General features: G+C 44.2%; 8 protein-coding genes. 1 reads left to right on the top strand and 7 read right to left on the bottom strand.

What is annotated here, in order from left to right; translation table 11 throughout:
* Positions 1-208: 208 nt before the first annotated feature.
* The 7 genes from Q0081_RS00665 to Q0081_RS00695 form a co-directional block, all read right to left on the bottom strand.
* Positions 209-1,105, bottom strand: coding sequence for a sugar phosphate nucleotidyltransferase (locus Q0081_RS00665; protein WP_298348188.1), 897 nt, complete (start codon positions 1,103-1,105; stop codon positions 209-211).
* Positions 1,106-1,336: 231 nt separating this feature from the next.
* Positions 1,337-4,096: a M14 metallopeptidase family protein gene (locus Q0081_RS00670; RefSeq protein ID WP_298348189.1), complete on the bottom strand. Its 2,760-nt coding sequence runs from the start codon at positions 4,094-4,096 to the stop codon at positions 1,337-1,339.
* Between the two features lie 161 nt (positions 4,097-4,257).
* Entirely contained in the window at positions 4,258-5,337 is a 1,080-nt protein-coding gene (locus Q0081_RS00675; protein ID WP_298348190.1) for a hypothetical protein, read from the bottom strand.
* A gap of 54 nt (positions 5,338-5,391) precedes the next feature.
* Positions 5,392-5,700 carry a hypothetical protein gene (locus Q0081_RS00680; RefSeq protein ID WP_298348192.1) on the bottom strand — a complete coding sequence of 103 codons (309 nt, stop codon included), beginning with the start codon at positions 5,698-5,700 and terminating at the stop codon, positions 5,392-5,394.
* A gap of 314 nt (positions 5,701-6,014) precedes the next feature.
* The gene (locus Q0081_RS00685; protein ID WP_298348194.1) at positions 6,015-6,341 is read right to left on the bottom strand and encodes a hypothetical protein; all 327 of its coding nucleotides are present in this window, start codon (positions 6,339-6,341) and stop codon (positions 6,015-6,017) included.
* A gap of 111 nt (positions 6,342-6,452) precedes the next feature.
* The gene (locus tag Q0081_RS00690) at positions 6,453-7,445 is read right to left on the bottom strand and encodes an exonuclease domain-containing protein (protein WP_298348196.1); all 993 of its coding nucleotides are present in this window, start codon (positions 7,443-7,445) and stop codon (positions 6,453-6,455) included.
* 222 nt (positions 7,446-7,667) lie between these two features.
* Positions 7,668-10,454 (bottom strand): M14 family zinc carboxypeptidase, encoded by a 2,787-nt coding sequence (locus Q0081_RS00695; RefSeq protein ID WP_298348198.1) that lies wholly within the window; start codon positions 10,452-10,454, stop codon positions 7,668-7,670.
* Positions 10,455-10,851: 397 nt separating this feature from the next.
* Here Q0081_RS00695 and Q0081_RS00700 point away from each other — a divergent pair, with 397 nt between their 5' ends.
* Positions 10,852-14,034 carry a S41 family peptidase gene (locus Q0081_RS00700; protein ID WP_298348200.1) on the top strand — a complete coding sequence of 1,061 codons (3,183 nt, stop codon included), beginning with the start codon at positions 10,852-10,854 and terminating at the stop codon, positions 14,032-14,034.
* Positions 14,035-14,161: the final 127 nt, after the last annotated feature.

Raw genomic sequence — 14,161 nt, forward strand, 5'->3', positions numbered from 1 at the left:
AGAAACCCTCTCATTTTCTAAAAAATTAGAAAATCACATTGGGGCTATCAAATTCTATTTATGCTACCATAATTTGAATCATGCAATGGGGCTCTCAGCACCATAATTGAAGCACTACCGTTTTTTGTTTTAATTTTTAAAGACCCTCCCTAAGTGGGTCGGACCGTCGCACGGAGGGGTTGGGACGGTCCGCCGCGCGGTGGGGTTATTACCACAATTGACTCGGATACTTCCCATCTTCATGCAGCTTTTTCAAAGCTGCATGCACCGTGGGTTTATCTTCAGGATAGGTAACTCCAAACCACTCCGACGCATTCGGAATGACTTTGAGCTTGCCGAGGCCGCTTTTGATGAGGTGCGTAGCTACGACGGGGATGTAAAACTCCGCTTTAGGAGCATTGTAGTTATGGCGAGCGTAGTCGGTAAAGAGTTCCTGCGTAATTGGAAAAATGGAAGGTTTGAAACCCCAAAAATTCATCGAAACGGGGGTTTCGGGGCTCAATTCGGTCAATCCGTCGCTTTCTTCAAAGTAGATTTTGCCGTCTTGGGGGAAAATTTTGGTGCGCTCGGTCACTACATCCAAATACCCTTCGTCGTTCACTTCACACACACCCCGCGACACGGTTCCGTTTTCCGACAAGGTCTTTTTTACTTGGTACGCTATCAACGTATGTTCACTATCGTTAGTGCTGGTATTGAGAAAATCAGCCACAAGTTCAAAGGCTTCCAAGCCGTAAAAATCGTCGGCATTGATGATGGCAAAAGGCGTTTGAGTTTGTTCCCACCCGCACAACATCGCGTGTCCCGTTCCCCAGGGCTTGGCACGCTCTACTTGGCCGAGTTCTTCGGGCACGTAGCTCTGAAAGCCCTGAATAGCGTAATCGTAGTCAATTTTACCTTTCAGTTTGGGGCCGAACACTTCTTCAAAATCATTGCGAAGTTCTTCCCGAATGATGAATACGACTTTGCCAAAACCAGCCCGAATGGCATCGTAAAGTGAATAATCAATGATGGTTTCGCCGTTGGGCCCAAATTGGTCGAGTTGTTTGATTCCGCCGTAGCGACTGCCCATGCCGGCAGCAAGAATTAAGAGGGTGGGTTTCATTGAGTTGAATTATGGTTACTACATTTACTTTATTGCCTGATGCGTACTCAACGTTAGGCTGTACAAATGTATAAAAAAAGTCTTCCTCGAAGACTCCTCTATTGATTTACCTGAACTATTAAAGCCTAAAATATTCTTTTACTAAAGAAATTTTATACCATCCCAAAAGCAAACGCCGGGCAAATCTCATTTGCCCGGCGTTCTAAAAGAATTAAATCAGTCTTTTAACTGCTAATTGCTTCCGTACAATTGATTGAACAACAGCTTAAACGTTCCCTGCGACTGCGCACGGAAGGTAATTTCAGGACCTACTACGGTCAATTTACCAGCTCCAATCGGCGCTTCAAAAGCAGTGATACCATCCTGCAAATAGGTTTGTCCCCACGCCCATCCACTGCGAAGCGGCTTGTTGGTCGAGAACCATACGAGGGGTTTCACCTGTCCTTTGGCAATGGCATCAGGGGCTAATTTGAACACCGGGCTGGAATCAAAATAAACGTCAGTTTGCGAAGCCATTCCCCACGTAGCGGTTTGCGTAGAATCAAGCGTTACGCGCAAAATACTGCCCGGAATGTAGTATTTCTCAGCAGGCAATGGACGCTCGGTTCCCGCATTGGTCATTTCGACGAGAGCATTACGAACGGGAAGTCCTAAATGATAGGCCAAGTTAGCACTGCTTCCGATGGTTACCACCTTGCCGCCTTCTTCTAAAAATTTCTTGATTTGCGGAATGGATTTCGTCGCCGTAATTCGTCCCAACGAAGGGCGGAAATTATCAGGAATTTCTTCCACTTTAGGCTCTCTTAAAAATCCTCCATACTCACCTACCGGACGACCGGTACCTACGGCGGGAATTGCCCGCGTTACAAAAATTATAACATCGTATTTTTTCTTCAAATCGCCTGCGTCAATCGCCTGTGAATAAATCACTTCTATGGGGAAATGATATTGTTCCATCAACAAACGCACCCAACCCGAGGGCATTGAGCCACCGTAGGTATCCCACAATGCAATACGCATAGGAGCTACCTTTGTCATGGCTCCCATCGGTTTTTTAGCTACGCCCAAGGCTTCCAGTCCCAAGTCTTTAGCTGATTTTTCCAACAACGATTTGGCTTTGGCAGAAGCAGGCACATAAAACGCTCCCGCTTCTGAACTACCGCTTCCCTGTGGCAAACGGAACACCGGAATACCGGCACCTAATAAATCATTGACGGCGATAAACGAGTTATTGGCACGACCGCTCAACGTATAACCGGCAGGAGCCGCGGCGTCAATTTTACCAACGGGGCTTTGTAAGTCACCATAAGGGATACGCTCAAAAGGGCCGTCAAATGCATTGATAACTCGGTCAAACTGTACGCCCATTTGATACGCCAATGTCCAGCCGGCTGCATCGTACGGACGCGTTGGAGGGCCGCCAGGGTATGGAAAATCGTTAGGGTGATCTTGTGGCTCAAACATATCCAACACGTGCGGACGGAACGACTGCGCCGTTTTAACAATGTACGAACCGGCAGGATATTTTTTACCTTCTACCGTAAATTCAGCCGTAGCTTTGTGAATCAAAATCCCCGTACGAACTAAGGCATTGACAAATTTCACCGCAGTCGCAAAATCAGGTTGATTGGCCGAAATGATGTAGCCACGCGCGTCGCGCCCGGCAGGGTCTTTGAGTACTGCATCATAATATTTTTGTGCAATGCCGTCCCCCAATCCGAAAGGGTTGTTGGCAGCACTGTTCGAATCCGGTTTAGCCGAGCGGTCATTGTTACGAGCTTGTGTAATGGCCTCCGAGCGTTTGGGAGAAAGCGTCCAATAATCTTTGCTGCCGCGCTCAATGGAGTTTTTGCCCATGATATAAATGTTGTACAACAACTCATCGTGGTGACGAGCGGCGTAGTCCAACACCGCATAGTTACAAGACACCGAGTAATCAATGGATTGTTTAAAATACCATTTTTGGGGCAACACCGGAAAAGGTGTATTTCCGTTCGGAATCAAACGATTAGGCACTACCGGAACGGTTTCAGGAGTAGGTCCGCCAATGATTTCGGTCAAGAGTCCGATTTGGTTGTGGAAGTGGGTCGTAGTACGCAAACCACCATTGTACCAAGTGGAAAACACCGAGCCGCCCAAACGGGTGAAACCGGGTTTTTCTTCGGCAATCAGGCGATTAATCATCGCCGCACCCAAGGCATCAATTCCCGTAATCATCAATGGATGGAATACGTAGTTGAACGGATCGCGGTACGGTGGCCCTGCCAATACCGACCCGGCCGGGCCGCGTTGGTGGTGGTTGTACATGACTTGCGGAATCCAATCTACAAACAACTGACGACCCACATTTTGAGTCTCTTTCAATTGCAGCATGAAGAAATCGCGGTTGTTGTCGTGACCGGCATATTTCTGATACAAACGCGGCAAGTTATCCAATGACCGTTTTTCAGGTGTTGGATTGCGCATGTACCAGTTGGCTACCAACTCCTGTCCGTCGGGGTTGATGTGGGTAAAGAGAATGACCACATTGTCCAAAATCCGCATGACTTCGGCATCTTTGCGGGTAGTAAACTGATAAGCGGTTTCAATGAGCTGCATCCACGCCACCGTTTCGTTGGAGTGAATACCACCGTCGATCCATACCACGGCTTTGCCTTCTTCGGCCATGGCTTTGGCTTGGGCATCGGTCAAACCTTCAGCACGGGCAAGTTTGGTGGAGATTTCCTGAAAACGCGCCAGTTTTTTGTGATTCTCCGGCGATGTGATAATCATCATCGGTTGGTCACGACCTTCTTCGGTCTTGCCGATAGTGACCAGTTTAACCCGATCGGAAGTGGCCAATTTCTTGAAATACGCTTCCGTTTGGGTAAACGTAGCCAGCATGTAGTCATCGCCGATGTTGAACCCAAAATGTTCTTTGGGAGAAGGAATTTGTGCCCATGCCATGTTGCACAAAAGTAAGAGGATAAAGAGAGGGAGTAGTTTTCTCATTCAGGTTTCAGTTTGTTGTTACGGGAGTTGACGTATTATCTAATTTACCGCACAAAGTAAAAAGAAAATGGGGAAAATCGAATGCTTTCAGAGGCATTTGGAGGGGTTTTGATGATAAATAGGGATTATTTTGCGATAAAAACAGCGTTGTTCTCTCCTTTTTAATGCGTATCCAACCAGTCTTTTACTGCAAGTTGATATGTATTCAGCTGTTCAATAAACTCCTGTCTGTCATCGGGTCGTTGCAAAGATGACGTTTCTAAAGCTTCTTGCAATTTTAGGATGTTCGGTCGAAATACTTTGCTGCTGTCTTTAAATTGTTTATCCAATACACGGCATACGACACCCGTATTCAGAAATGTCAAATCACCTTCATACCTGAATGATTTTTTAAGAACTTCTTGAAGTTCAGTGGTTATTGCAGGAATCGTGTTATTGATAGGTTCGATGAAGCGTTCAGGATGTTCGATTTTATTATCATCCAAAAAAACATACACCCAATAGAAATCATAATAACCATAAGGCCCATTTTTCTCCAAAATTCGTATCAATTCACCTTCCCAATCATTATGCGCCTTTATTTTGGTAAATGCTGCCAAACGCACTCGCTCATCTTCATCCAGTGAGAATTTTAAGAGTTCCTTTATGGATGTTTCGCCATTAATGGTATTCGTAGCATTTTTGAAATACACTTCAGATTTATCTGTTTCTTTTTGGGGAATGGATATACCCAACGTCATTACTATTTTGGGTGCCATCACAATTAACAACCCTGCTATCCAACCCATGACTAAAGGGATTTTATACAGATTAGGGGAAAGTGCTTCATGCCATTCAGAATTTAATAAGATGGCATAAGGCACCAGCATCAATAAGGGCAACCAAGTCGCACCAAAATACACCGGCAAAGACAACAAACGCACGAACCCTGTTGATTGATCCGTATGAAGTTCCGTACTGAGCATCAAACATAAAACAACACCCGCTACCATGCCCAACCAAAGTATGCCAACTAAGGCATTTCGCAAGAATACGGAATTGGAAATCCAATTAAAACCACCCTTTGTTGCGATATTTATCGTTAAAATTAAACTGCTCATAACATAAGCCGCCAATAAAGCAAAAGCAATCATACCCCAGCCAACAAGCCGCTCACCCGCAACATTCACTTTTTGGAGATTGAAAATCGTTAGTGCAATATACGTTAAGGCTGTTAGTCCAAATAATAGATTGCCGAACATTGCGTTATGGATTGGATAGTAGAAATCTGTTGGAACATCGTTGTAGCCACTGTGTTAGCCCTGGTTCAAAATTCGATTCACTTCACTTTCTGATAGTCCTGTCAACTTCGAGAGCACCGCTACCGAAAACCCTTCTGAATATCCTTTCTTTATCACTTCAATGGCTTTTGAAACTTCCCCTTCCATCTTACCTTCCTCAAAAGCAGTATCCAACGAGTTTTTTAAATCCCGGTAATACTTCAAACTGTCCTCGTAAGACAGCAATTCCTTGTTCGGGTCTTCTCCAAACTGCATCTTAAATCGCGCACCGAACCGTCCGAAGTCAGTAAAAGGATTGACGTATCTTTCTCTCATCTCGCTCATTTTCTTATGATTACCTAACAAAGATATAGTTTTTTCGGCTTGGATATTGTGGGCTAAACTATAATCGGTGCCGCTCGGCACTTACCGTGTTACAAACACTTCTGTTTATCTGCGTGCGCAGTCTCCCGTTGGAAGACTACGGCACAATGTGAGTTTTTTTTGATTAAACGAAAAATGATAGCCATAGTTTCCAAATTCACAGCACTTTCATTTCAATTTAGCACTTTGGTTCGTAAAAGTACCAAAGTTTCAAGTTGCACGAAATCCAACATTTATAGAATATAATATCTTATGCCCACATTATTCATTATCAATTATTTATTCCTATATTCTTCATCAATTTCTGACTCATTTATATTCATTTGAATTTCTTTACGTTGGAATTGTTCTCGTCTTTTCATATACTCATAAAAAGTTATTTCATCTATTAGTTTTATCCCTTGAACTTCCCCACGATTTTGGGCTTTATTCCTTAATTCTTCAACCTTTAAAACACTTTCTGTTTTCATTCCTTGTTTCAATTTCTCAACTGTATAATTGCTTATAACGATATAATTTGTTTCGTATGACAAATCATAGTCATGCCCGTATCCGCTACAATTACCAACCATTTGAAATACTTCTATTTTCTCTATTGACAAATTAGACGTAAAAAATACATCTTTTTTTGATAATTCGTTGTATTTATTACGATTTAAAAACAGTTCGCTGTCTTTTTCAATTTGTTTTGGTGTAATTTCAAATTTTGTTTTTTAAGAGTGAACCATTTTAAAAAAATCGTTTTCTGAAATCACCTCTATATCAAGACTTTTTTGAATATATTGTTCTGCCTTTTGCAATTTTGTAGACTTATAACCGTCTCCATATTGTTTAAAATCATAGTTTCCTACGACTAAATAGTTTGTTTTTTGAGTTAAACTATCTGGTTTTATAAACCCTCCTGAATTAACAACCATTTGCATTGCATCAACACGGCTTAAATTTGATAACGCTCCTGTAAAAACAATGTATTTTTCATAAAATGGGTGTTCGTCATTAAATTCTGCTGTTTGTGGCAAAATATTGTCATATAATATTTTATGACTCCAATTAGATTTACGTTCTGATTTACCAGAAAATGGAAGATAATCGTTATCAAATAGTTTACCTGGTCTAAAATTTAATTTAGTTGTTAATTCTTGTATTGAAGTAACTTGTTCGTCTTTGCAAAGATTGACAATTATTTTCCCTGCTGCAATTGCATCATTTAAAGCGTCATGATGCTCAATATCTATATTATAATGTTTACAAACTGTTGGTAATTGGTAGTTTATTAATCCTTTTAAAATTCGTTTTGACAGTTGCATTGAACAATGATATGTCGTTTTTGGAAAAGGAATATTAAAATATTGCAAGGTATGTCTTAAAGCACTTAAATCAAATGAGGCATTATGAGCTACAATTTCTTTGTTTTCAAAATATTGCAGAATTTTACTCCAATATTCATCAAATGTTGGTTTATCTTTAACTTTTTCTGGTTTTATTCCGTGAATTGAAATATGTAAATTTTCAAAATAATTTGGTGTAGGTTTTACCAATAAAGAAAGTTTGTCAACAATTTCTCCATCTTCAAATACTACAATTCCAATTTGGCAAATACTTGTATGTTTATAATTTGCCGTTTCAAAATCTAATGCTACGAAATTCATATTCATTATTTTTATATTGTTTTCGATTTTATCTTTTTTAACTTTTATTTCTCTCAATTAGTTACGAATATTTTGCTTTATCAAACATATAAAAAGTAATTTAGAATCCTAAATTTATGAGAGATAAATACAAATAACATTTTAGCCCACATAAATTATGATAAGGTAACAAATTCCAATTCAAAATCGCGTTCCAAAGCATGGGTGCGTCGTGTTAATTGAGATAACGTCGGCGAGGGCTGGGCGCCCCCGTTCTGAACCTCGCCGACGTTTTGTTTTCTACCGCAACGCGTTCCAATTCAGAATCGCGTTCCAAAGCATGGGTGCGTCGTGGTGGTTGAGGTAGCGGTGAAGCGGGTCAAACGTGAAGGCGACCACTTGTCCTTTGCCTACGGGTACGTTGAAAATACCGCCGTGGCCAATAATGGTCTGCTCGTTGCGCACCATACCCGACATCACGTACGGCGGCTCGGGTTTGGGCGTTGCCGGCTTGGCGTCTTTTACTTCTTTTTTATCGGGCATCCCCATCACAAGGCCCTTGTATTCTTCTTCTTCTTTGAGCGGTTTGGTACCGTACTGCATCAGCATCATGTCGCGGTCGCGTTTTTCGGTTTGGAGCAGTGCGCCCTGACCTTTGAACACGTGAAAAACTTCGGGATAACCGTACATGATCGGGTGGTTACGGTTGCGGGCTTTCACCTGCACGATCGAACCCGGATGAAACAGCGTGGCGGATTCGTAGCGCTTCAACTCACGCACAATGCCGAGGTCGGACATGATGCTCGAAGAATTGTCCAGCGTAATCAATACGCCACCGGCATCTACAAATTTCTTCAACTCGGCCACTCCCTCAAAACCCGGGCCTCCCGTCATGTCGTCGGTGGCATCGGGCGCTCCGTGGGCGGGAAATTCGGCGGTTTTGGTGTAGGGCATCGGGCCAAACTTGGTATCCACTTCGTGCAGGAAATTGGCCCCTGTACCACCCACGCGCGGCACTAAAATTACGTCAAACTGCGCCCCCAGGTTGCCTTTTTTGAGGTGATCTTTGTGGATGGACGTATAAGGAATACCGCGTTGTTCAAAGGTATAACGGGACCAACCCTCGTCCTGCGTTTGATACCACGTATGGTAAATTGCCACGCGGGGCAGACTTACTTCGTGCTGCTTCACGGTGGGGAGCGTTTTAGTGGGTATCAAATCAAAACCAAATTTTGCCGCTATCTGCTTGGCCTGGTCAGCGGTGATGCCCGTAAACACCACTGCCCCCTGCGCCAACGTGTCTTTTCGGCCTTCGAGAGTGGTTTTGGCATCCAAAACGATGGTTTTAGCGTTCGCATTTTGGGATTTTATCCAATAAGCCGCCGATAAAACCGTATTTTGCGCTTTGTAATTGAGTACGTAGTGACTGCCCTCCCCCTCTGCTTTACCCTCAAATTTGGCATCGGTGGTGAGTATTTTGAGGTCGGCAAGGTCGTATTTGAGGGTGTCTTGCTGCGTTACGGTCACACCGTTGAGGTACTGCAGCGTCCACGCGATGGCGTCGTACGGAGGGAACTTGGCTTCTTTGGGGTAGTTTTGTTTGGTCAACAGCGACACCGCCAAATTGCGATACGGTTGGTTCAGTACCACCACGTAATCTCCCTGATTTTTGCCCGATTCGGCCTTGTGGACTTCGATCCCCTGCATCCGCAACTGATTCACCAAATAAGCAGCCATAGCAGGGTCGCGTTGGTCTTTGCCGATCACAAACGCCTTGGGCGTTTCTTTGGCAGCTTTGTTGAGGTTATTGAAGCTCTTTGTGTAAAAATTCTTCAATAACAATTTACTGTTGGCCGCGGCGTAACCCAACGACGCCAACACCCCCGCCTGCATGTAGTTGATGTTATTTCGGAACGACCAATACACTTTTTCGGTGGCAGGATATGGACGATACCACTCGCGGCTCGTAACGTTGTCGCCCGCATATTTGGCATTGGCCAAGTCACGCATGAAGGTATTGGCCCCTGCGTTGCCGTAGGTTTCGTAAAAACGTCCTACAGAATTATGGTTGTTGGCTACCCAAATCCCGTAGCCCGGGTACCAACCATCGTAAAACGCCCAATTGAATACGCCGGGTAAGCCTTGTGCCGCCAACGTAGTCATGTCGTGATCGGCCATGATTTGCCATTCGCCGATAGCTACGGGGTCCACGGCCTCGCTGTACGGCCCCGTTCCCGTCGAAATATATAACAACGGTACTGACTCGTGCAGGTCGAGCATGACGGTTGGATGCCAGTCGAAATACGCTTTAAAAATACTTTTCGTAATGGCTTGCGACACTTGCAGTCCGTCGCGGTTGTTGTCGTGGTACACATATTTGCCCCAATACGGTGGTGAGGCAGGCATTCCGTCCTCAAAATTGGTGCGTTTTTTGGTGTAACGGTTGTACCAATCTACCATTTTATCCCAACCATCAGGTTCAGATACGGGGTTAATAATGACTATCAGGTTGTCCCGAATGGCCTTGATTTCTTCGGCTTGACCGGTTACAAGTCGGTACGCCAATTCCATAAGCATTTCGGGGGAGCCGGTTTCCGAGGCGTGCATTCCGCCATTCAGGAAATACACCACTTTGCTGTCGCCCACAATTTTTTGTACATCGGCGGGGCTCACTTTGCGCGGATCGGCGAGGAGAGCCAGTTGTTTTTTGTAATGGTCGAGTCGCTTAATGGTGGCCGCATTGGCGATGACCGCCATTTGGATGGAGCGATTTTCTTCGGTCGTCCCAATTTGCTCCGTCACAATGTTGGGCGACGTTTGCGCCAATTGTTTAAAATACCCATAAATATCCGCCGTATGGTGCAATGTCCCGGGCGCACCGACGATTTGGCCAAACTGTTTCAAAGGCGAGGGAATCTTAGGGTCGGTGACCAAATCCAACACCGACGAGGGTAAAAATCTGGGGTCGGTGGTAAATTCCTTTATTTTTTGATTGTAAGACTCGTCGATCTGCTGCGCCTGAAGCGAAGCCGCCGAGCCTAAAAAGCACAAAATAGCGAACGATTTTCGTAGATTTCTGAAGTGCATAGGTGTTAGGTTGAGATAAGAAAAAGAGCTGTGAAGAAAACATCTTTAAAGATGGCACTATATACTTTTTATACCAAACGACATCAAAATTTAATTTTCGCTTTTCAGATTCAAACATGTTAAATGCTTCTATTTACACGCGGACGGTCGTAGCCTTCTTCTTTCCCGCAGATGAGCGCAGATTAAAATACAGCGCAGATTTTCGCAGAATCAGCGCTTTAAAATCACCGATATCTGCGGCTACGGTTTAAAATCCCCGACATATGCGACCGTCCGCGGCTGCGGGTAAAAAATATCTGCGCTATTCCTTCATTGTTCCAAAGCAAAATTTGCCTCCAAAGCCATAGAAACCAATTCACTATTCTTACCTATTTTTGGACTCTAAACAACTTCATCCATGTTCAAAAAAATCACTACAGCCCTACTCCTTACAGCCTCTGCCGCTTTAGCTCAATCTAACATCTACTTTGCAACTCAGCCATCGCTTAGCCCCGACGCCAAAACCGTCGTCTTTGCTTACGAATCCGACCTCTGGAAAACGGATTTAAGTTCGGGCCTCACCACACGTCTTACAGCCATGCAGGGAAGCGAATCCAATCCACGCATTTCTCCGGATGGAAAATGGATTGCGTTCAGCGGAACCGAAAACAATAACCCCGACGTCTATCTCATGCCGCTCGAAGGGGGTAGCATTCGCCAACTCACCTACCACAGCACCTACGATTTTGTGGAAGCTTGGTCGTGGGATTCGCAAACAATTTATTTTGAATCCGGTACTCAAAACGGAGGGACTACTTTTACCCTTTCCATCAAAGGCGGCACGCCCAAGCGCGTATTCAAGCATTATTTCAACCGTATCCACAACGTCGCTGAAAGCCCTTCGGGTGAGTTGTTTTTCAATGATACTTGGGAAAGCGACAACCAAGCGATGCGAAAAGGCTACAAAGGAGATTTTAACCCGGATATACAATCGTATAATCCTAAAACCAAAGCCTATAAGAGCTATACGAACTATCGAGGCAAAGACATGTGGGCAACCGTTGACCGAAACGGTACTATTTATTTTGTGTCGGATGAAGCCAACGGAGAATACAACTTGTATACCTTCATCAACGGTCAAAAAACGGCTTTAACGTCTTTTAAAGAATCCATCAAACGTCCGCAGGTAAGCGCTGACGGTCGCAAAGTGGTATTTGAAAAAGACTACCAACCGTGGGTGTATGACGTTGCGTCCAAAGTGGCCGAGCCAATCAAACTCAACATAGTACGCAATTTTACGCTGTCCAAATGGCAGGATTTTAAGGTAAGCGGTAACATCTCCACCTTTGACGTAGCCGCCGACAATAAAAAAATGGCCTTTATTTCTCGTGGCGAATTATTTGTTTCTGACGTAGAAGGGAAGTTTATCAAACAACTGAAAACCACGCCAAATGAGCGCGTAATGGAAGTTAGATGGCTCGCCGATACCATGACACTGTTGATTGGCCAAACGGTAGGCGGATATCAAAACTGGTTTACAATCAAGGCCGATGGAAAAGGAACCCTTAAACAATTGACCAACGACAGCCAATCCAATCGTCAAATCGTCTTCAACAAAGACCGAAGTTTGGGTGTTTACCTCAGTGGGCGCAACGAAGTCAAAACAATGGATCTCAAAACGTTTGAAAGCAAAACCATTGTAAAAGAGGAACTTTGGGGCTTTTACAATGACTCGCCCCATTTCTCTCCGAATGGCGAATACGTATTATTTACCGCTTACCGTGACTTTGAGAGAGACCTTTTCCTGCATCATCTCAAGAAAAATGAAACCATTAACCTGACCAATACGGGCATTTCCGAATCAGAGCCCGTTTGGTCACCCGACAGCAAATACATTTATTTTACCTCCGACCGCAATAACCCAAATTACCCTTTCGGCTCTCGAAAAAAGAAGCTCTACCGCTTGGCGCTAACCAAAATCGACGACCCGTATCGTATCGAAAAATTTGACGATTTGTTCAAACCTGCAGAGAAAAAAAGGGATGCTGCCACGGATAAAAAAGAAGATGATAAGGGAAAGAAGAAAGGCAAAAAAGAGGAAAAACCAAAGGAAGAAAAACCAAAAAAGGAAGAGAAACCGATTGAACTGGATTTGGCAGATATTTGGGAGCGCATCGAGCAAGTAGGGCCGAATTTCGGGCAACAAAGCGCCCCGTTTGTCATTCAAAAAGAGACCAAAACCTACGTTTATTACACCTCCGACCATCAGGAGGGCAACAACAAACTGTGGCGGACCGTCTATGAACCTTTTCAAAAGACCAAAACCGAAAAGGCTGATGATTCTGGGGATTATGAAATCGTACAAGCCGGTGATAAATATTATGTTTTGACCGACGGGAAAATCAAAAAACTCAATTTTGAAAGCAACAAAGCCGAAGAGATTGAAATCAACAATTATACTTTTCGCCGCAGTTTGGAGGATGAGTTCCGTCAGATGTATTACGAAGCATGGGCGGGAGTTGAAGAGAATTTTTACAATGAAACCTTCCACGGGGCGGATTGGAAAGGCCTGCGCGACCGCTACGCCAAATTCCTTCCCTACCTCAATCGTCGGGAAGATTTCCGAACACTTTTTAACGATATGCTGGGCGAGCTCAATGCCTCTCACTTAGGGTTTTATTCCAACGGAAAAGAAGAAGATGTGTTTTACAAATCGCAGACAATGGAAACGGGCATCCTGTTTGACAATCAGCGTGCTTACGTGGTTGAACGCGTTATAAAACGGAGCGCAGCCGATAAACATGGCAAAAAAATCTTAGCAGGAGATTTGCTGACACACGTCAACGGAGAAGCAGTGGATACGCTCCAAAATCGTGATTTTTATTTTACCAAGCCTTCCAATGACAGTGAGTTAGAATTGACGTTTCGTCGAAAAGGTGCCGACACGGCTTACACCGTAAGGGTGCATCCGCAGGGGTCACTTTCGGGCAATTTTTACGATGAATGGATGGATTGGAACCAAAGATACATAGACGATAAATCAAAAAATCGCATCGCCTACGTCCACATGAAAGACATGGGCACGGGACAGTTCGATAAATTTGTACAGGATATGACCCGCGATTGGTACAAAAAAGACGCGCTGATTTTTGATTTACGCTACAACACCGGCGGTAATGTGCACGATTTGGTCTTAAACTTTTTAGCCCAAAAACCTTATTTGCAATGGAAATACCGCGAAGGAGCACTGACCCCGCAGCCCAATTTCGGGGTCGCTGCCAAACCGATTGTATTGCTGATCAACGAGCAATCCCTGTCTGACGCTGAGATGACCGCTACAGGTTTTAAGGCACTCAAGCTCGGCAAAATCATCGGAACGGAAACCTACCGCTGGATTATTTTTACGTCGGGCAAAGGGCTTGTGGACGGCTCATTCTATCGCCTACCTTCGTGGGGATGCTATACATTGGATGGGAAAAACATTGAAAAAGAAGGTACTGCACCCGATATTTACGTCAAACAAACGTTCGTTGACCGACTGAACGACAAAGACCCGCAACTTGAACGCGCCATCGAAGAGATTTTGAAAGACCTCAAATAGAATTGTCTTATCTTTGATGCCCCAATTTAATCGGAAATCGGAAATCGGAAATCGGAAATCGGAAATCGGAAATCGGAAATCGGAAATCGGAAATCGGAAATCGGAAATCGGAAATCAGAAATCAGAA

Source organism: Runella sp., from assembly GCF_027484545.1.
GTDB lineage: Bacteria > Bacteroidota > Bacteroidia > Cytophagales > Spirosomataceae > Runella.

Excerpts from the sequence above, each read along its gene's own strand:
- Q0081_RS00665 (WP_298348188.1), bottom strand. The coding sequence starts at position 1,105 with ATGAAACCCACCCTCTTAATTCTTGCTGCCGGCATGGGCAGTCGCTAC.
- Q0081_RS00670 (WP_298348189.1), bottom strand. The coding sequence starts at position 4,096 with ATGAGAAAACTACTCCCTCTCTTTATCCTCTTACTTTTGTGCAACATG.
- Q0081_RS00675 (WP_298348190.1), bottom strand. The coding sequence starts at position 5,337 with ATGTTCGGCAATCTATTATTTGGACTAACAGCCTTAACGTATATTGCA.
- Q0081_RS00680 (WP_298348192.1), bottom strand. The coding sequence starts at position 5,700 with ATGAGCGAGATGAGAGAAAGATACGTCAATCCTTTTACTGACTTCGGA.
- Q0081_RS00695 (WP_298348198.1), bottom strand. The coding sequence starts at position 10,454 with ATGCACTTCAGAAATCTACGAAAATCGTTCGCTATTTTGTGCTTTTTA.
- Q0081_RS00700 (WP_298348200.1), top strand. The coding sequence starts at position 10,852 with ATGTTCAAAAAAATCACTACAGCCCTACTCCTTACAGCCTCTGCCGCT.